The sequence below is a fragment of the Streptococcus sp. 27098_8_73 genome, from assembly GCF_041432495.1.
In the GTDB taxonomy this organism is placed as follows: domain Bacteria; phylum Bacillota; class Bacilli; order Lactobacillales; family Streptococcaceae; genus Streptococcus.
The window spans coordinates 131,004-150,181 of the sequence record NZ_JAPVZT010000003.1 but is presented as its reverse complement, the minus strand read 5'-3'; the positions used below and the strand labels follow the sequence as shown (position 1 = coordinate 150,181).

14 protein-coding genes and 1 pseudogene are annotated in these 19,178 nt (G+C 46.1%); 14 read left to right on the top strand and 1 reads right to left on the bottom strand.

Translation table 11 applies throughout. The annotated features are described in order from the left end of the window. The first annotated feature begins 251 nt into the window (after positions 1–251). The 10 genes and pseudogenes from O3651_RS03335 (at position 252) to O3651_RS03290 (ending at position 9,768) form a co-directional block, all read left to right on the top strand. Positions 252–701 (top strand): 8-oxo-dGTP diphosphatase, encoded by a 450-nt coding sequence (locus tag O3651_RS03335; RefSeq protein ID WP_371609565.1) that lies wholly within the window; start codon positions 252–254, stop codon positions 699–701. Positions 702–786: 85 nt separating this feature from the next. After that, the gene (locus tag O3651_RS03330; protein WP_371609564.1) at positions 787–1,230 is read left to right on the top strand and encodes a dUTP diphosphatase; all 444 of its coding nucleotides are present in this window, start codon (positions 787–789) and stop codon (positions 1,228–1,230) included. A 1-nt stretch (position 1,231) separates the two neighbouring features. Then, positions 1,232–1,747 (top strand): annotated as a pseudogene (locus O3651_RS03325) (histidine phosphatase family protein). Between the two features lie 10 nt (positions 1,748–1,757). Beyond that, the gene (radA, locus tag O3651_RS03320) at positions 1,758–3,125 is read left to right on the top strand and encodes a DNA repair protein RadA (RefSeq protein ID WP_371609590.1); all 1,368 of its coding nucleotides are present in this window, start codon (positions 1,758–1,760) and stop codon (positions 3,123–3,125) included. Between the two features lie 73 nt (positions 3,126–3,198). Further along, positions 3,199–3,894, top strand: a complete 696-nt coding sequence (locus tag O3651_RS03315) for a TIGR00266 family protein (RefSeq protein WP_005591607.1) — start codon at positions 3,199–3,201, stop codon at positions 3,892–3,894. Between the two features lie 166 nt (positions 3,895–4,060). Next, positions 4,061–4,555 carry a beta-class carbonic anhydrase gene (locus tag O3651_RS03310; protein ID WP_371609563.1) on the top strand — a complete coding sequence of 165 codons (495 nt, stop codon included), beginning with the start codon at positions 4,061–4,063 and terminating at the stop codon, positions 4,553–4,555. A 102-nt stretch (positions 4,556–4,657) separates the two neighbouring features. Then, the gene (locus tag O3651_RS03305; protein ID WP_371609562.1) at positions 4,658–5,524 is read left to right on the top strand and encodes an ABC transporter permease; all 867 of its coding nucleotides are present in this window, start codon (positions 4,658–4,660) and stop codon (positions 5,522–5,524) included. Further along, on the top strand, positions 5,521–6,279 hold the full coding sequence (locus O3651_RS03300) for an ABC transporter ATP-binding protein (RefSeq protein WP_371609561.1): 759 nt from the start codon (positions 5,521–5,523) through the stop codon (positions 6,277–6,279). The genes O3651_RS03305 and O3651_RS03300 overlap by 4 nt, the downstream gene beginning before the upstream one ends. Before the next feature lie 670 nt (positions 6,280–6,949). Further along, entirely contained in the window at positions 6,950–7,987 is a 1,038-nt protein-coding gene (locus O3651_RS03295; RefSeq protein ID WP_371609560.1) for an alcohol dehydrogenase catalytic domain-containing protein, read from the top strand. Between the two features lie 239 nt (positions 7,988–8,226). Beyond that, entirely contained in the window at positions 8,227–9,768 is a 1,542-nt protein-coding gene (locus tag O3651_RS03290; protein WP_371609559.1) for an alpha-L-fucosidase, read from the top strand. Between the two features lie 196 nt (positions 9,769–9,964). Here the strand turns inward: O3651_RS03290 and O3651_RS03285 are convergent, their stop codons facing one another. Beyond that, positions 9,965–12,064 carry a GH92 family glycosyl hydrolase gene (locus tag O3651_RS03285; RefSeq protein WP_371609558.1) on the bottom strand — a complete coding sequence of 700 codons (2,100 nt, stop codon included), beginning with the start codon at positions 12,062–12,064 and terminating at the stop codon, positions 9,965–9,967. Between the two features lie 169 nt (positions 12,065–12,233). On the opposite strand from O3651_RS03285, the gene O3651_RS03280 reads away from it, so the two are divergent. The 4 genes from O3651_RS03280 to O3651_RS03265 all read left to right on the top strand — a co-directional run bounded on the left by O3651_RS03280 (position 12,234) and on the right by O3651_RS03265 (position 19,027). Continuing rightward, positions 12,234–13,523: a glycoside hydrolase family 125 protein gene (locus tag O3651_RS03280; RefSeq protein WP_371609557.1), complete on the top strand. Its 1,290-nt coding sequence runs from the start codon at positions 12,234–12,236 to the stop codon at positions 13,521–13,523. Between the two features lie 23 nt (positions 13,524–13,546). Further along, positions 13,547–16,186 (top strand): alpha-mannosidase, encoded by a 2,640-nt coding sequence (locus O3651_RS03275; protein ID WP_371609556.1) that lies wholly within the window; start codon positions 13,547–13,549, stop codon positions 16,184–16,186. A 94-nt stretch (positions 16,187–16,280) separates the two neighbouring features. Next, the gene (locus O3651_RS03270; RefSeq protein ID WP_371609555.1) at positions 16,281–17,159 is read left to right on the top strand and encodes an ROK family protein; all 879 of its coding nucleotides are present in this window, start codon (positions 16,281–16,283) and stop codon (positions 17,157–17,159) included. Next, positions 17,144–19,027: a beta-N-acetylhexosaminidase gene (locus tag O3651_RS03265; RefSeq protein WP_371609554.1), complete on the top strand. Its 1,884-nt coding sequence runs from the start codon at positions 17,144–17,146 to the stop codon at positions 19,025–19,027. Before O3651_RS03270 ends, O3651_RS03265 begins: the two co-directional genes overlap by 16 nt. The last annotated feature ends 151 nt before the right edge of the window (positions 19,028–19,178 follow it).

Here is a 19,178-nt window from a genome sequence, read left to right as displayed (position 1 = left end):
CTAAAATTATTTTTAGCTAATTTTAAGATAGGCTTTATATAATATAACCATCAAATGAAGACCTCCTAACTTTATTTGATGAAATCCTAAAACTTTTCTTTTTCATAATAATCTCCCTATAAGAACCGCCCAATCGGCGGTTTTTTTGCTGGAAGGGCTGAGAAATCTGGATTTTCATCAATTTGATGCCTTTTATGTTATAATGAATCACAGCAGGCCGAGCGAATCGGTCGGTAGATGGAGGAGCAGAAATGTCAAGAGCAGAGCGAGTTATTTTAACAAATATGTGTATGGTTTACGATGGGGACCGCATTTTAGTGCAAAATAAAGTAAATGATGATTGGACGGGCCTCTGCTTTCCAGGTGGTCATGTTGAGCATCGTGAGTCCTTTGTCAAATCAGTGATACGGGAAATCAAGGAAGAAACGGGTCTGACCATCTATGAGCCTCGCTTGTGTGGTGTCAAGCAGTTTTACACTGAAAAAGATGAGCGCTATATCGTTTTTCTTTACAAGACCAATCGTTTTGAGGGAGAACTGCTCTCATCCGAAGAAGGCGAGGTATTCTGGATTGACCGCAAAGACCTTGACCGCTACTCGCTGGCCGTGAGCTTTAAGGAAATGTATCAGGTTTTTACGTCAGATTTGACGGAGCAGTTTACCTATCTAGAGGATGGAGAGGCCGTCAAAGATTTATACTAGGGAGAACCGCCCAAACGGCGGTTTTTTTGCTTGTTTTTTGCGAATTTAGTATAATAGGGACAGCAAAAATAGAAAAGAGAAATGTATGAAAATTCGTGGATTTGAGCTAGTTTCCAGCTTTCCAAATGAAGATTTGTTACCTAAGAGAGAGACGGCTCACGCAGCGGGCTATGATTTGAAAGTGGCAGAGCGTACCATCATTGCGCCGGGGGAGATTAAGCTGGTTCCGACGGGTATCAAGGCCTATATGCAGCCGGGTGAGGTGCTTTATCTTTACGACCGCTCGTCCAATCCTCGTAAAAAAGGTCTGGTCTTGATTAACTCCGTTGGGGTCATCGACGGTGACTACTACGGCAATCCTGGAAATGAAGGGCATATCTTTGCTCAGATGCAGAACATCACAGACCAAGAGGTTGTACTGGAAGTGGGTGACCGCATTGTGCAGGCTGTTTTCGCACCATTTTTGATTGCGGATGGGGATGTAGCCGACGGTGTGCGGACAGGCGGATTTGGCTCTACTGGGCATTGAGATGAAAGTGATCTTTGTGCGCCATGGTGAGCCTGATTACCATGAGTTAGAGGAGCGTTCTTATACTGGCTTTGGTCTGGATTTGGCGCCTTTATCTGAGCAGGGAAGACGGCAGGCTCAGGAACTTTGCCAGCATCCTTTACTGCGTTCAGCTGATTTGCTGGTGTCTTCTGCAATGACGCGAGCTTTAGAAACGGCATCTTATGTGGCTTGTGCCACTGGCCTTCCTTTGAGAGTGGAGCCTTTGCTACATGAATAGCAGGTTTATCAAACGGGAAGAGGGAACTTTGAAAAAGCTCGAAGCCTGTTTTTAGAAAATAATGGGGCCTTGCTCCCCAACAGTCCTATTCAGTATGAAACAGCTGAGGAGATGAAGGCCCGTTTTGTAGACTGTATGGCAAAGTATCGAGATTACCAGACAGTAGTCCTTGTAGCCCATCGCATGCTGATCCGTCAGTTTGTGCCAAATGAGCAAATTGATTTTTGCCAAGTGATTGAGTGTGAGATAGAGATATAGAAAGAGGTTTATCATCGCTAAGAAAAAAACGACCTTTGTCTGTCAAAATTGTGAATACCATTCGCCCAAATACCTAGGTCGCTGTCCCAACTGCGGCTCTTGGTCTTCTTTTGTTGAGGAAGTGGAGGCCGCAGAAGTCAAGCATGCCCGTGTTTCCTTGACAGGTGAAAAGACTCGGCCCATGAAGCTGGCTGAGGTCACTTCGATTGATGTCAACCGGACAAAGACAGAAATGGACGAGTTCAATCGTGTGCTGGGTGGTGGCGTGGTGCCTGGTAGTCTGGTTCTAATTGGCGGGGATCCTGGCATCGGGAAGTCTACCCTGCTTCTGCAGGTGTCCACCCAGCTTTCTCATCAGGGCACCGTCCTTTATGTCAGCGGGGAGGAATCAGCTGAGCAGATTAAGCTGCGGGCGGAACGCCTCGGTGATATTGACAGTGAATTTTATCTCTACGCCGAGACCAATATGCAAAATATCCGCACGGAGATTGAGAAAATCAAGCCAGATTTTTTGATTATCGACTCTATACAGACGGTTATGTCACCGGAAATTGCCAGTGTTCAAGGCTCTGTTTCTCAGGTCCGAGAGGTGACAGCCGAGCTCATGCAGCTGGCCAAGACCAATAATATCGCGACCTTTATCGTTGGTCACATGACCAAGGAAGGAACCTTAGCTGGCCCCCGCACGCTAGAGCATATGGTGGACACCGTGCTTTATTTTGAAGGCGAACGTCAGCACACTTTCCGTATCTTGAGAGCAGTCAAGAACCGCTTTGGATCGACCAATGAGATTGGTATCTTCGAAATGCAGTCTGGCGGACTAGTCGAGGTACTCAATCCAAGCCAAGTCTTTCTAGAAGAGCGTCTGGACGGCGCGACAGGCTCATCTATCGTTGTGACCATGGAAGGGACGCGGCCGATTTTGGCAGAGGTACAGGCTTTGGTGACACCGACCATGTTCGGTAATGCCAAGCGAACCACGACTGGACTGGACTTTAACCGAGCCAGCCTCATCATGGCGGTTCTGGAAAAACGGGCGGGGCTCCTCCTGCAAAATCAAGATGCCTACCTCAAGTCAGCTGGTGGTGTCAAGCTAGATGAGCCAGCGATTGATTTGGCAGTAGCGGTAGCCATTGCTTCCAGCTACAAGGATTTGCCGACCAATCCCCAAGAATGCTTTATCGGCGAAATTGGCCTGACCGGTGAAATCCGCCGGGTCAACCGCATCGAGCAGCGCATCAACGAAGCAGCAAAATTGGGCTTCACCAAGATTTATGCTCCCAAAAACTCTCTGAACGGCCTCAAGGTGCCAGACAATATCCAAATCATCGGTGTGACAACAATTGGGGAAGTCTTGAAAAAAGTCTTTGCTGGATGATTTTCTTTGTTTTAGATTGCAAAAATATTTTATTATTGCTATAATTTTCTTAAAAAACAAGGAGGGAACTCTTATGCAATTTTCCATGGATAGCAACATGCAATTTCCACTCGTTGACCTCTACCTCAATCAAGGAGAAACAGTCTTTATCCAGCGTGGCAGTATGGTCTATCACACCCCTAATGTGACCTTGAACACTCAGCTCAATGCTAACGGTTCAGGTTTGGGCCGCTTTGTCAAGGCAGTCGGTCGTTCCATGGTGTCGGGTGAAAGTACCTTCATTACCCAGGCTGTCGCCCAGTCCGATAACGGTTTTCTAGCATTAGCACCAGAAGTTCCCGGTCAAGTTATTCCCCTTTATCTGGGAGAAAAGCAGTACCGGCTCAATGACGGTGCCTTTCTGGCTCTGGATGGTACAGCTTACTATACGATGGAGCGCCAATCTGTTGGCAAGGCGATATTTGGCGGTCAAGGCGGCCTCTTCGTCATGACGACTCAAGGTCAGGGTACTCTCTTGGCCAATGCCTACGGATCGATTAGGAAAATTGAACTAAATAACCAAGAAGTAACCATTGACAATGCCCATGTCGTCGCTTGGAGCCAGTCCTTGGATTATAACATCCATCTAGAAAATGGTTTCTGGCAGTCTATCGGAACGGGAGAGGGAGTTGTAAACACCTTCCGAGGAACTGGGGAAATCTATGTTCAAAGTCTCAATCTTCAAAGCTTTGCGGGCTCGCTCAGTCGCTATATCGCAAAAGGATCATAAAAAGGTGCGGATGAATTTCCGCATTTTTTTAAATTTTTCTTTCATTTTTTCATAAAAAGCGGACATTTTTGCTTTATATAGGGTTAAAAACTGACAAAATAGGTAAAAGATGATAAGATGGTAGGAAATAATTTGACCATCAAACAAATTCTAGTAAGGGGAAAGAATGTCCTATTTTGAAAACTTTATGAAGGCCAATCAAGCCTATGTGGACCTGCATGGAACCTCCCACCTTCCGATTAAGCCCAAGACCAAGGTAGCGATTGTGACTTGTATGGACTCCAGACTCCACGTGGCTCAGGCTCTGGGGCTGGCGCTGGGAGATGCTCATATCTTGCGCAACGCTGGCGGTCGGGTGACAGATGACATGATTCGCTCGCTGGTTATTTCACAGCAGCAGATGGGAACGCGGGAAATTGTAGTCTTGCACCATACGGATTGTGGCGCACAGACTTTCAAAAATGAAGAATTTACTGCTTTTCTCAATCAAGAGCTAGGCGTTGATGTCAGCGGTCAGGATTTTCTTCCATTTACAGATGTGGAGGAAAGTGTGCGGGAAGACGTGGAGCTTCTCCGCCAATCCCCCCTAATCCCAGATGATGTAGAGATCTCAGGAGCAGTGTATGACGTTGCTACAGGGCGAATGACCGTCGTTCAGTAATTAGCTAGGAAAGCCAATTTATCTGTCGGTATTTCGGCATTGAAATTGGCTGCTTTTTTGTGTTAAAATAGAATACGATTTTAATTTAGTTAGGACAATAAGATGATTCTTTCCATTATTTCACAAGGTCTGGTCTGGGCCATTTTGGGTCTGGGGATTTTCATGACTTTTCGGATTTTGAATTTTCCAGATATGACGACGGAAGGTTCCTTTCCTCTAGGTGGGGCGGTAGCTGTCACCTTGATTACCAAGGGAGTGAACCCTTTCTTGGCAACGGCAGCTGCGGTATTGGCGGGCTGTCTGGCAGGTTTGGCGACAGGCCTTCTCTATACCAAGGGCAAGATTCCGACCCTGCTGTCAGGAATTTTGGTCATGACCTCTTGCCATTCCATCATGCTCATGATCATGGGGCGGGCTAATCTAGGTCTGCTGGGAACTCGTCAGATTCAGGACTTTTTGCCCTTCTCTGGGGGAATCAATAATCTCTTGACAGGCTTGATTTTTGTCAGTCTGGTCATTGCAGCTCTGCTCTTTTTCCTAGATACCAAGCTGGGACAGGCCTACATCGCGACTGGAGACAATCCAGACATGGCGCGTAGTTTCGGTATCAATACTGGCCGCATGGAATTGATGGGCATGATTTTGTCTAATGGCGTTATTGCCTTGTCTGGTGCTCTAATTGCCCAACAGGAAGGCTATGCTGATGTGTCCCGCGGGATTGGGGTTATCGTTGTCGGCTTGGCCAGTCTGATTATCGGAGAAGTTCTCTTTAAGAGCCTGACCTTAGCTGAGCGCCTGATTACCATTGTAGTTGGTGCTATTGCCTATCAGTTTCTGATTTGGAGCGTCATCGCTCTTGGCTTCAACACCAGCTATCTCCGCCTCTACAGTGCGGTTATCTTGGCGGTCTGCCTCATGATTCCGACCTTGAAAAATAAATTCTTTAAAGGAGCTAAGTTAAGCAAATGACAGCGATTGTAGAATTAAAAAATGCCAGCAAGCGGGTCAATAACGGCTTTAATGAAGAAAAGGTCATCCTAAACGATGTGTCGCTGGAGATTCATGAGCATGATTTTATCACGATTTTGGGCGGCAATGGAGCAGGGAAGTCAACTCTTTTTAATGTGATTGCCGGGACGCTCTCTCTGAGCAGCGGTAGCATTTACATCTTGGGTGAAAATGTGACCAACTTTTCTCCTGAAAAGAGAGCTAAATATCTGTCGCGTGTCTTCCAAGATCCCAAGATGGGAACGGCCCCTCGGATGACAGTGGCGGAAAACCTGCTGATTGCCAAGTTTCGTGGTGAATCGCGCGGTCTAGTCCCTCGTCGGCTGAATAGTTATCGGCAGGAGTTTCAGGAGACGATTGATAAGATTGGCAATGGCCTGGAAAAACATCTGGATACGCCGATTGAGTTTCTCTCTGGTGGTCAGAGACAGGCTTTGAGTTTGCTCATGGCGACCCTCAAACGTCCAGAGCTACTTCTTTTGGACGAGCATACAGCAGCGCTGGATCCCAAGACCAGTGTGGCTCTTATGGAGCTAACTGACGACTTTGTCCGCAGAGACCAGCTGACGGCCCTCATGATTACCCATCACATGGAGGATGCTCTCAAATACGGCAACCGTCTGATTGTCATGAAGGAAGGTCAGATCATCCAAGACCTCAAGCAAGAAGAAAAAGCCAAGATGACCATAGCGGACTATTATGGCTTGTTTGAATAAAGTGAAGAGCTGATGTTTTCGGCTCTTTTTCGTTATAAAATCATGCAAAAAACTTTTATATTTTTGATTGTAAACGCTTGCAATCTTTTGGTAGAAGGAGTATAATACAAGTGAAGATAGGGAAAGGAAAAACTTAATTTCGCATTCGATTTGCTTTGCTGATATATTTATTTGTAACATATAAGTCGTTGCTTTACTGGACTATTGGTTAGATCATTGGGTAGGCCTGCTTAGCCTATCTGATTATGACAGTGGGATAGAAAGTAGAAGCTTTTAGATGGTTTTCAGTCTTCGAGATGTTAACCGATAGTTGCTTTGTGATTAATATTTCTAATGCTAAGATAAAAGAAAATCATTAGCGCTTAAAGGAATTAAAAATTTAATAATCAACAATCATTGTTAGTCAGTTCCGAATGGAATAAACTGATTGCTCCCATATCAGCAAGGTGAATCAGACCTCTAGCCGAGTCACGCTAGAGGTCATTTTGATGGATTCAGCAGCTATTGCTGGAGTATGGCCTCAGCTAGTGAGGACTAAGAAAGCGGCTTTAAAAAGTGATGGGTAGGGCTTGCTGGGAAAGAAAATTGTCACGCAACTCTTTTACCTTCCCTTAGGCTAGGTCTCTGAAAAGTGATATAATATAGTTAGCAAAACACAAGGAGGAAAGCAATGAAATCTGCAGTTTATCTTAAGGCTGGTCAAGTTGGACTAGTAGAAATGGATCATCCGCAAATTCTAGATCCCGATGATGCCATTATCCGCATTGTTCGGACCTGTGTCTGTGGCTCTGATCTATGGCGCTATCGCAGTCCAGATATCGAAAAGGGACATCCAAATAGCGGTCACGAGGCGATCGGTATTGTCGAGGAAGTCGGTGAAGCAGTAACGACTGTGAAAGCAGGTGATTTTGTCATTGCTCCCTTTACTCATGGATGTGGGGATTGTGATGCCTGCCGAGCAGGATATGACGGGACTTGTGACCGTCATATTGGCAACAATTGGTCAGATGGGGTGCAAGCAGAATATATGCGCTTCAAGTATGCCAACTGGGCTTTGGTGAAAATTCCGGGTCAGCCGTCAGATTATTCAGAAGGGATGCTTAAGTCCTTCTTGTCGCTGGCCGATGTCATGCCGACAGGCTACCATGCAGCGCGTGTGGCAGATGTTAAACCAGGCGACAAGGTAGTTGTTATCGGGGATGGGGCTGTTGGGCAAAGCGCTGTTATCGCGGCTAAAATGCGGGGAGCTTCCCAAATCGTCCTCATGAGCCGTCACGAAGACCGGCAAAAGATGGCGCTTGAATCAGGAGCGACAGCTGTGGTTGCTGAACGTGGCGAAGAAGGCATTGCCAAGGTGCGCGAAATCCTCGGTGGTGGAGCTGATGCTGCACTCGAATGTGTCGGAACAGAAGCAGCTGTTGAACAAGCGCTTGGAGTCCTTCACAACGGCGGCCGATTAGGCTTTGTTGGTGTTCCCCACTATAATAATCGTGCCCTTGGTTCCACCTTTGCACAAAACATCATAGTGGCGGGTGGCGCAGCTTCTGTCACAACCTACGACAAACAACTCTTATTGAAAGCAGTTCTTGATGGGGACATTAATCCAGGTCGTGTCTTTACTTCCAGTTATAAACTTGAAGATATTGATCAAGCCTATAAAGACATGGATGAACGTAAGACCATTAAAGCCATGATTGTGATTGACTAAGGTTTGTCAAGATTATTATGTTAGGGGATGTTAAAGGCACTCAAAGGAATTTGAAATTCTGAGAGATCAGTAAAAGGATTTGCAAGGACTAGGTCAGGATTTTCAGTCTTCCACAAATTATAGAAGAAAGAGTGGCTTTTTAGGAAGTCAGAAAGGAGACGTTGTTAGCGTCTTCTTTTTTTGTTATAGTGGAGCTAGAGAAGAGATTGACTAGGAAGAAATGAGGAATAGCGAGACATATGAAAAAATTGGAAGAGATTGCGGATTTTGGTCCCTTGCCTTCGGCGGCTCAGTTGGCTTATCATCGAGATGAATTGGCAGCTTTTATCCATTTTGGCATCAATACCTTTTACGAGCAGGAATGGGGAAATGGTCAAGAAGATCCCAAGCGTTTCAATCCGACTAAACTGGATACAGACCAGTGGATCAGGGTTCTGAAAGAAACAGGCTTTAAACGGGTTATTGTCGTGGTAAAGCATCATGATGGCTTTGTTCTTTATCCGAGCCGCTATACAGACTATACGGTGGCTGCCAGTCCGTGGAGAGATGGCAAGGGTGACCTCTTGGCTGAGATTTCCCGCTCAGCCAGTCACTATGATATGGATTTGGGGCTCTATCTTTCACCTTGGGACGCCCACAGCCCGCTCTATCACGTAGATACTCAAGAAGCCTACAATGAATATTATCAGCAGCAATTAGAAGAAATCTTGAGCAATCCGCTTTATGGTAATAAAGGAAAATTTATCGAAATCTGGATGGATGGGGCTCGTGGAGAAGGTGCGCAAAAGCTTTCCTATGAGTTTGACGCTTGGTTTGAAACCATTCGTCGCTATCAAAAGGATGCTGTCATTTTTTCAACCGAGGCGACTGAATTGCGTTGGATTGGCAATGAAAGTGGCCGAGCTGGCGATCACTTGTGGCAGAAGATTCGGCCGGAAAAGCTGAGTGAGCAGACACCGCTTCTGCTCAATGTGCCTCCGACCAAGGAGGGCTTGTTGGCGGAAGTTGACATCCAGCGCCTGCAGGAATTTCATCAGGTTATTTCTGGACTCTATGATGAAGACTTGGCTATGGAGGCCAAAGTCACAAGTAGCAGTGAAAGGGCAGGCTATCCAGCAAGCAATCTGACGGATGGTAAAAGGGATAGCTTCTGGGCTCCGAATGCGGAGGAGACTTCCTATGTCTTGGAGATCGACCTAGGTCGCAGCTGCACTTTTAATCTGCTAGAAATCAGAGAACCGATTGCCAAAGGGCAACGGATCGCAGGTTTTATCCTAGAGGTTAAGAAAGAGGATGGCTGGGCTGTCTTTGCCCGTGGTCATACGATTGGCTATAAGCGTCTACTTTTGGGTGAAATGGTCGAGGCTCGTTACTTGCGTTTGATTCTGACGAATTTTCAAGCCTTGCCACTGTTGAGTAAGCTGGCCGTGTATAGGACACCAGCGATTATGGAGGAAGAGAAGAGGCCTTCTGGTTTGGTGCTTTCACAAGCAGTGGACACAGTAATCGGGGGGCAATCAAGCCAGATTAGTCTGCGTCGATTAGATGGACTGGAGCAGGCGGAGCAGATTCGACTGGTTACGGAGCCTGGCACAGGAACGCACGGAACGGCTTATGAGGATCAAATCTGGGATGTGAGCTTTGCTCCAGGTGAGACCAGAAAAGAGCTGACCTTATCAACCTTGGCTTTCACAGGTCAGCAAGAATTGAATTTTTACCTTTGCGCCAGCCGAGAGGACGGCCGTCAAAGCAGACTCAAGATTGAGGTCAAGGGGAGTTAGAATGAGAAAAGAGAGTGGGACAGAAATCGGTAATTCGTTAGAATTCGATTTCGTTGTCCCACCTCCGCACAGTTGAGTAGGGCTGTAAAAGCTGATGAAATCAGCGTAGTAGAGCCCGCTCAACCACTGCGTCTTGCTCGATAATCCAAAGACAATTGAGAGGCTAGGACTTTTGTCCCAGCCTATTTTGCTGTTTTTATGATTGTGTAGAAGATGAATTTGGCAGCCAAGATAGGTAGAAATCCAGCCTGTCAGAAGTCAGTAAGTCCTCATGGGAAATTCGCTGCTGGCTTTGTCCGTCTAATTCTACCTTTTTCACAAACTGGAAGTGGGGATAGTTATCATGGGCGTAAATATCAAGCCATTTTTGACTTTGAGTTAGGTAGAGGCGCAGATGGTTAAAGAGCGGAATGCCTAAGTCATACTGAGGCTTGCCGGGGCAAGTCGGATAGAGGCCCAAGACGCTCCAGATATACCAAGCAGAAAGACTACCATTGTCTTCGTCACCAGGGAAAGCCTGCCAACTAGCCTGAAAAGCCTCTTCTCTTAAGCTTTTGATTAACAGACTAGTGTATTCTGGCCTGCTACTATAGCGGAAAAGATAAGGGATATGGAAACTAGGCTGATTGGAAATGGCTAGCTGGCCAAAGTGAGCATTTGCCATTTCGCTCATTTCATGAATTTCATAGCCGTAGCCTGTGACATCAAAATAAGGCTGGTCCTGACAGAGCCTAGTCAGATAATCGGTAAAGGCTGGCTCACCGCTCATGAGCTCTTTTAAGCCTTCGATATCATGGAAGACGCTGAGCGTATTTTGAATAGCCGAGCATTCTGCGTAATCTCGTCCCCAGCTGTAAGGAGAAAATTCGGCTCGGAATTGTCCTTGTCGGTCTTTGGCTCGCATATAGCCAGTTTCTGAATCGAAAAGGTTTTGGTAATGAAGCGCCTGCTGGCTATATCGCTGGGCCACTTGCTTCTCTTGGAGTTTGCTGGCTAGGCTGGCAATGCAAAAGTCGCTATAGCTATAGTCCAGCGTGTGGCTGACGCTTTCATGATAATCTGTTGGCAGGTAGCCCAAGGCTTGGTAGTCGCTAGCCCCGTGTCGGCCGTAACGTTTGGAAGGATCTTCTTTCTCCGCTGTGTCTAGCATAGCTTGGAACAATTCCTGTTCTAGGTCAGGAATGAGATCTTTCGCAGCGGCATCCGCAATCACACCGTCAATCAAGGTTCCTGGCATCATGCCCCGTTCATCGGGAGCCAGCCACTTGGGTAGATAGCCCGTTTCTTTGTAGAAATTCAGAAATCCTTCTAGAAAGTCGTGATAGGTGTCGGGTGCGATAAGAGCTAGCAGCGGAAAATTGGTGCGAAAACCATCCCAAAATCCAATATTAGTAAAGAATTTACCAGGCTGGACAGTTTGATGGGTAAAGTCCCAATGAATTTCTTTTCCTTCAGGAGTGATTTCATAAAAGGTCTGAGGAAAGAGGAAAAGGCGGTAAAGAGTCTGGTCGAACATGCGGCGGTCAACCTTCCCCTGCTCTACAACATCAAATCGGTGGAGGTAACTTTCCCAGACTTGCTTGGTCTGCTCTTTCACCGCATCAAAGTCAGCTTGGGGCAGATTTGTCACAGCTTGCTCTTCCGAGATAAAGGAAGTAGCTAGAGCGAATTGCAGTTGTCCCTGCTCAAAGTTTAGCACCAAGTCCTCTCCAAGTCCACGACTGGCCTGAATGGGCTGGTCAAAGCGCAGGCAAATATGCATGGTCAGAGCTTGTTTGGCCGGATTGGTTTCTTCTTTCAAACTGCCTATAAGCGTGTAGGCGTCCAGCATTCGAAAATAAGTCTGAGCCCCACTGTGCAGGATAAGACTGATAGGCTGTGCCCCTTGGCTTGTGAGGCGGAAGCAGGCTCCGTAAGTAGTCGGAGTCAGTTCCGTGTTGACTTGATAACGATTGGAGTGAACTTTCAAATAATGTGGCTGAAAAATGCTCTCGTCCGGTCGATACGACGACTGGCGGTGATAGATATCAGGCTTGCTTATCTTTTCGGTGACAGGCGTGAGCAGGAGCCAAGAGAAGTCCCCAATCCAAGGACTGGGCTGGTGGGTCAGACGAATACCTTGGAAAATGGGTAAGTCTGGTTTAAAGAACCAAGAACCATCTGTATGGCTGCTCTGAGGAACGAAATAATTCATACCGAATGGTGCCCCTGTATAGGGCAGGGTATTGCCGTGGGAAAAGCTATGAGAATTGTCCGTTCCATAGCGGGTATCAATCGTTTCTAGTATTGTTTTCATGGAAAATCTCCTTCGATCCAGCTTGCTTTGTCTTGATTATAACATGAATCGAGAACCAGTGACCAAGGCAAAAATATATGATCGAAAGGCCTTTAGTTTGTGTATATATTTTAAAAACTGTTTAGCCTATACTAGAGAATGTAAACGAGTATGAAAAAGGAGAAGGAATATGGTTTATTCTAAAGAAATTGTTGGGAAATGGTTGGAGTCTATTGCCCAGTTAGCCCAGGATCACCCAGCTTGGGTCTCTGTTTTTGAGCGTTGCTATACGGATACCTTGGACAACACGGTCGAAATCTTAGAAGATGGGTCTACTTTTGTCTTGACAGGCGACATTCCAGCTATGTGGCTACGGGATTCGACGGCTCAGCTCAAGCCCTACCTCTTTGTAGCTAAGCAAGATCCAAAAATCCGTCAAACGATTGCTGGCTTGGTCAAACGCCAGATGACGCTGATTCTCAAAGATCCTTATGCCAATGCCTTTAATATCGCTGACAACTGGAAAGGTCACCATGAGACAGATCATACAGACTTGTCTGGTTGGATTTGGGAGCGCAAGTACGAAGTGGACTCTCTCTGCTATCCTCTGCAGCTGGCTTATCTCTTGTGGAAAGAGACTGGGGAAACGAGTCATCTAGACGCTACCTTTGTTGCTGGCGTCAGAGAAATTCTACGAGTTTGGACGATCGAGCAGGACCACAGCCGATCTTCTTATCGCTTTGTCCGTGATACAGATCGCAAGGAAGATACCTTGGTCAATGATGGCAAAGGTCCTGACTTTGCAGTGACAGGCATGACTTGGTCGGCTTTTCGTCCAAGTGATGATGCTTGTATTTACAGCTATCTAGTACCGTCTAATATGTTTGCAACAGTTGTCTTGGGCTATGTGGCAGAAATCTTTGAAAAATTGAACTTAGAGGGTGCTGAGGAGATCATTCCACATGCGCAACGCTTGCAAAAGGAAATCAAGGAAGGAATTGAAAACCACGCCTACACCCAAAATGCTAAAGGCGAAAAGATTTACGCTTTTGAGGTAGACGGTTTGGGGAATGCCAGCATTATGGACGATCCGAATGTGCCAAGTCTTTTGGCAGCGCCTTATCTAGGCTTTTGCTCAATTGACGACGAAGTCTACCAAGCGACACGCCGCACCATCCTGAGCCCAGAGAATCCTTACTATTACGAGGGTAAATATGCTGCGGGACTTGGTAGCTCACATACCTTCTACCGCTATATCTGGCCGATTGCCCTAGCCATTCAAGGATTAACCACGCACGATAAGGAAGAAAAACGTCGGATTCTGGACTTGCTCGTGGCCTGTGATGGTGGCACAGGTGTCATGCACGAAAGCTTCCATGTGGACGACCCAACCAAGTATTCTCGTGAATGGTTCAGCTGGGCCAACATGATGTTCTGCGAATTAGTATTAGATTATTATGATTTAAAAATTGAGGTATAGAATTAACAAATAGAGGAACAAAAATGGAAAATATTACTGTACATATCATTTCTCATAGCCACTGGGATCGCGAATGGTATCTCCCCTTTGAATCCCACCGCATGCAGCTGGTCGAGCTTTTTGACAATCTCTTTGATTTGTTTGAAAATGATCCAGAATTCAAAACCTTCCACCTAGACGGGCAAACCATTGTTTTGGATGATTATCTGGAAATCCGTCCAGAAAATCGCGATAAACTGCAGCGCTATATTGATGAAGGCAAGCTGAAAATCGGTCCTTTCTATATCTTGCAGGATGACTATTTGATTTCCAGCGAAGCCAATGTCCGCAACACCTTGATCGGTCAGCAGGAGTGCAAGAAATGGGGCAAGTCCACTCAGATTGGTTATTTCCCAGATACTTTTGGGAATATGGGGCAGGCGCCACAGCTTCTGCAGCAATCAGGCATTCATGTAGCAGCTTTCGGCCGAGGAGTGAAGCCAATCGGATTTGACAACCAAGTCTTAGAGGACGAGCAGTTCACTTCTCAGTACTCTGAAATGTACTGGCAAGGTGCCGATGGCAGTAAAGTTCTAGGCATTCTCTTTGCCAACTGGTATAGCAATGGGAATGAAATCCCAGTAGATCCAGAAGAAGCGAGAGTTTTCTGGGAGCAAAAATTGGCTGATGTGGAGAGCTATGCTTCTACCAATCAATGGCTGATGATGAACGGCTGTGACCACCAGCCAGTTCAGCGTGATCTTAGCCAAGCCATCCGAGTAGCCAATGAGCTTTATCCAGAAATCAACTTTGTCCACAGCTCTTTTGATGACTATATGCAAGCTGTGGAAGCTGCTCTGCCTGAGGAATTGTCAACAGTTCAAGGCGAATTGACCAGCCAAGAAACGGATGGTTGGTATACTTTGGCCAATACCTCTTCAGCCCGCATCTATCTGAAGCAAGCCTTCCAAGAAAACAGCAACTTGCTAGAGCAGGTGGTTGAGCCGCTGACTGTTATCACAGGCGGTCACAATCACAAAGACCAGCTGACTTATGCTTGGAAGACTCTTTTGCAAAATGCTCCGCACGATAGCATTTGCGGCTGCAGTGTCGACGAAGTTCACCGCGAAATGGAAATCCGCTTCGCCAAGGTCAATCAAGTGGGCGAATTTGTCAAAGGTAACTTGCTGGGAGAATGGAAGCAAAAGCTGGATAGTCGTCAAGCTGAGAGTGACCTGCTTTTCACTGTTATCAATACTGGCCTCCATGACAAGGTAGATACCGTTTCTGTGGATGTGACCTTTGCGACTTGTGATTTCAAGGAAGCGCATCCGACAGAAGCCTATCGAAGAATGGCAGAATTGACAATTCCAGACTTGATTGTGAAGGATTTGGATGGTCGTTATGTTGAAGCCAAAATCGAAGATTTGGGAGCTAATTTCCAATATGATCTTCCAAAAGACCGCTTCCGTCAGGCTTATATCGCTCGTCAGTTGCGCGTGACGTTACCGATTCATCTAGCACCTCTGGCTTGGAAAACCTTCCAATTGCTTCCTGGTGCAAAAGAAGAGCATGAAGGCCTCTACCGCAATGGCGTAATTGATACTCCATTTGTGACTATCAGCTTTGATGAAAATTTGACTGTCTATGATAAGACGACCCATGAAGCCTATGAAGACTTCCTCCGATTTGAAGATCGAGGCGATATTGGAAATGAGTATATCTACTTCCAGCCAAAAAATACAGAGCCAATCTATGCAAAACTAGCTGGCGTTAAGGTGTTAGAAAACAATGCCCGTTATGCCAAGGTGGAATTAAGCCATGAATTGACCTTGCCAGTAAGCGCAGACGAACTACTGGATCAAGAACAAAAGGGCATCGTAGAGTTTATGAAGCGCTCAGCAGGCCGTTCGTCAGAATTGACAACTATGATCTTGACAACTGAGTTGACAGTCTTTGCGGACAGCCCACAATTGCGCTTTAAGACTCGCTTTACCAATACTGCTAAGGATCACCGCATCCGTGTTCTTTTCAGAACTCACAACAGCAGTAAAACCAACGATTCAGACAGCATTTTCGAAGTGGTTCGCCGCAACAATCAACCGGCTGCTTCATGGGAAAATCCAGAAAATCCACAGCACCAACAAGCCTTCGTCAGTCTTTATGATGACCAAAAAGCAGTCACAGTTGCTAATAAAGGTCTAAATGAATACGAGATTTTAGGTGACGACACGATTGCTGTAACGATTCTGCGGGCAACTGGTGAGCTGGGCGACTGGGGCTACTTCCCAACGCCAGAAGCGCAGTGCTTGCGTGACTTCCAAGTCGAGTACACGGTAGAATGCCACCAACCGCAAGAGCGTTTTGCTGCTTACCGTCGGGCCAAAGCCTTCCAAACACCGTTGACAGCTCTGCAAATTTCCAAACAAGAAGGGACTGTTGCAACGGCTGGACAAGCCTTGGATCACCCTGCTTTGAACCTAGCAGAAATTTGTCCGACAGCCCTTAAAGTGGCGGAAGACGAGTCAGGTATCGTACTTCGTTACTACAATATGACTCAAGAAGAGCAAGAAGTGACAACTGCTTCCCAAACCCTAGTCAACCTTTTGGAAGAAGAGCTTCCAGAAAAGGATGGAATCTTAGGACCACAGGAAATCCGTACAGAGCTTTTGAAAAACGATTAAAAAGAGGAGGCTAGGGTAATGGACTAAATACTTGAACATTTAGTTCCTTGCCCTATTGCCTTTCAAGTTCTAGAAAACAGAGAAAGGAGAAAGAATGCTTATTGCAACAATTGACATAGGTGGCACAGGTATCAAGTTTGCGGCTATATCTAAAGAAGGAGAGATACTGGAAAAGCAAGACATTGCTACGCCAGACAATTTAGATGACTTGCTGGCTTGGCTGGATTCTTGTCTTTCCAAGCGGGATTACCAGGGCATTGCCATGAGTGTGCCCGGGGCGGTTGACCGAGAGACAGGAGCCATTGGTGGAATTAGCGCTGTTCCTTATATTCACGGTTTTTCTTGGTATGATAAGCTGGCTCCTTATGGTTTGCCAGTCCATCTAGAGAATGATGCTAACTGTGTTGGTTTGAGTGAACTTCTGGCCCATCCAGAGCTGGAAAATGCAGCCTGTGTGGTTATTGGCACTGGGATTGGCGGAGCTATAATTATCAATGGCAAGCTTCATCGTGGTCGCCACAGTTTGGGTGGGGAGTTTGGCTATATGACAACCCTAGCGCCTGCTGAAAAACTCAATAACTGGTCGCAACTAGCATCTACAGGTAACATGGTTCAATACGTAATTGAAAAATCAGGGCAGGCAGACTGGGATGGCCGCAAGATTTACCAAGAGGCTGCGTCAGGAAATGCCCTTTGTCAAGAAGCTATCGAGCGGATGAACCGCAATCTTGCACAAGGTTTGCTCAATATCCAGTATCTCATCGATCCAGATGTGATTAGTCTGGGCGGCTCCATCAGCCAAAATCCAGACTTCATCCAAGGTGTCCGCTCAGCGATTGCTTATTATGTTGAACGTTATGAAGAGTATTCGGTGGCACCAGAAATTTTAGCATGTACCTACAAGGGGGAGGCTAATCTTTATGGTGCTTTAGTAAACTGGTTACAGGAGGAAGGCCAATGGCCACATTCTTAGGATTATCAAGCAAGCAAGAAAAGGCTCTTGCTCGTTTAGAAAAATATTTGAACTTGGGTGAGATTGAAGTCAGTCTTGTTCCTAGCTCAGCCGTCTCAATCAAGGTGGAAGGCCATCAGGGACGTTATCAAGTCAGCTATCATAAGCCTCATCAGCTCTATCGTGCTTTAGCCCTCTTATCTGCCGCTCTCAAAGCAGGGCAGGATGAGGTGCAGATTGAGGAAAGAGCGGCCTATGAGGACTTGGCCTATATGGCCGACTGCTCTCGCAACGCCGTCTTGAATCTGAACTCGGCTAAGAAAATGATTGAAGTCTTGGCCTTGATGGGGTATTCCACTTTTGAACTTTACATGGAAGATACCTATGAGATAGAAGACCAGCCCTATTTTGGCTATTTTAGAGGCCGGTACACTGTTGCAGAATTGCAAGAGATTGAAGCCTATGCCGCAGATTTTGATTTGACCTTCGTGCCTTGTATTCAGACCTTGGCCCATCTGTCAGCCTTTGTCAAATGGGGTGTCAAGGAAGTGCAGGAGCTTCGAGATGTTGAGGATATTTTACTGATTGGGGAAGAAAAGGTCTACGACCTTATCGAAGGCATGTTTAAGACTATGTCCCAGCTTCGCACACGTAAGATAAATATCGGGATGGACGAAGCCCACTTGGTTGGTCTCGGACGTTATTTGATTCAGCATGGTTTCCAAAACCGCAGTCTCCTCATGTGCCAACATCTTGAGCGCGTGCTGGATATCGCTGATAAGTACGGTTTCCACTGTCAGATGTGGAGCGATATGTTCTTCAAGCTCATGTCAGCAGATGGCCAGTATGACCGTGATGTGGAAATCCCAGAGGAAACTCGAGTTTATCTAGAGCGGCTCAAAGACCGTGTGACCTTGGTTTACTGGGATTACTATCAAGATAGCGAGGAAAAATACAACCGTAACTTCCAAAATCATCACAAAATCAGTCAGGACATTGCTTTTGCTGGCGGTGCTTGGAAGTGGATTGGCTATACACCTCACAATCATTTCAGTCGCTTGGTAGCTCTCGAAGCCAATAAGGCTTGCCGGAAGAATCATGTCAAGGAAGTGATTGTGACTGGCTGGGGAGATAATGGAGGAGAAACCTCACAGTTCTCTATCCTGCCTGCCCTGCAGATTTGGGCAGAACTAGCCTATCGAAATGATTTAGATAAATTAGCCGAGCATTTCTTAGTTAGCACAGGCCTTGCCTTTGATGATTTTATGAAAGTAGACCTAGCCAATCTCTTGCCAGGCTTGCCAGAAAACCTCAGCGGTATCAATCCAAATCGTTATATCCTTTATCAAGATATTCTCTGTCCTTTGCTGGAACGCCATGTCCGACCTGAAGAAGACAAGCAGCATTTTGAAGCTGCCGCTCAGTCCTTGAAAGAAATCTGCTTCAAAGCTGGTGAATATAGTTATCTCTTTGAGACTCAGGCTCAGTTGAATGCGCTCTTGGCCTTGAAGATTGCCGTCACATCTGGCATTCAAGAAGCCTATCGTGCAGGAGACAAGGATCGCTTGGCAGAACTAGCTGAGAAAGATTTACCTTTGCTCTATCAAAAAGTGGAAGACTTTGCTGAGCAATTCAGTCGCCAATGGCAGCTAGAAAACAAGATTTTCGGTTTAGATACTATTGATATCCGTTTTGGAGGCTTGCTCAAGCGGATCAAACGGGCGCAGGAACGCCTACAGCAATACACGACTGGTCAGCTTGATTCTGTAGAAGAATTAGAGCAAGAAATCTTGCCTTTCAATGACTTTTATAAGGAGCAAGGTCTAACAGCGACGACAGCCAACCAATGGCATACTATCGCTACAGCGTCAACGATTTACACAACGTAATTATTTTGTTTGATCAAAATTTTCATGTCCCTATTCTACTTTTTATCTGTATATTAGATAAATAATTTGTATAGTTTTTTCTATAATTAGGAGTTTAAATGAGAATAGAAAAAGGCATATAATAGAGACATGAAAACGATATCAAAACAAT

Excerpts from the sequence above, each read along its gene's own strand:
- O3651_RS03335 (WP_371609565.1), top strand. The coding sequence starts at position 252 with ATGTCAAGAGCAGAGCGAGTTATTTTAACAAATATGTGTATGGTTTAC.
- O3651_RS03330 (WP_371609564.1), top strand. The coding sequence starts at position 787 with ATGAAAATTCGTGGATTTGAGCTAGTTTCCAGCTTTCCAAATGAAGAT.
- O3651_RS03315 (WP_005591607.1), top strand. The coding sequence starts at position 3,199 with ATGCAATTTTCCATGGATAGCAACATGCAATTTCCACTCGTTGACCTC.
- O3651_RS03310 (WP_371609563.1), top strand. The coding sequence starts at position 4,061 with ATGTCCTATTTTGAAAACTTTATGAAGGCCAATCAAGCCTATGTGGAC.
- O3651_RS03305 (WP_371609562.1), top strand. The coding sequence starts at position 4,658 with ATGATTCTTTCCATTATTTCACAAGGTCTGGTCTGGGCCATTTTGGGT.
- O3651_RS03300 (WP_371609561.1), top strand. The coding sequence starts at position 5,521 with ATGACAGCGATTGTAGAATTAAAAAATGCCAGCAAGCGGGTCAATAAC.
- O3651_RS03295 (WP_371609560.1), top strand. The coding sequence starts at position 6,950 with ATGAAATCTGCAGTTTATCTTAAGGCTGGTCAAGTTGGACTAGTAGAA.
- O3651_RS03290 (WP_371609559.1), top strand. The coding sequence starts at position 8,227 with ATGAAAAAATTGGAAGAGATTGCGGATTTTGGTCCCTTGCCTTCGGCG.
- O3651_RS03285 (WP_371609558.1), bottom strand. The coding sequence starts at position 12,064 with ATGAAAACAATACTAGAAACGATTGATACCCGCTATGGAACGGACAAT.
- O3651_RS03280 (WP_371609557.1), top strand. The coding sequence starts at position 12,234 with ATGGTTTATTCTAAAGAAATTGTTGGGAAATGGTTGGAGTCTATTGCC.
- O3651_RS03275 (WP_371609556.1), top strand. The coding sequence starts at position 13,547 with ATGGAAAATATTACTGTACATATCATTTCTCATAGCCACTGGGATCGC.
- O3651_RS03270 (WP_371609555.1), top strand. The coding sequence starts at position 16,281 with ATGCTTATTGCAACAATTGACATAGGTGGCACAGGTATCAAGTTTGCG.
- O3651_RS03265 (WP_371609554.1), top strand. The coding sequence starts at position 17,144 with ATGGCCACATTCTTAGGATTATCAAGCAAGCAAGAAAAGGCTCTTGCT.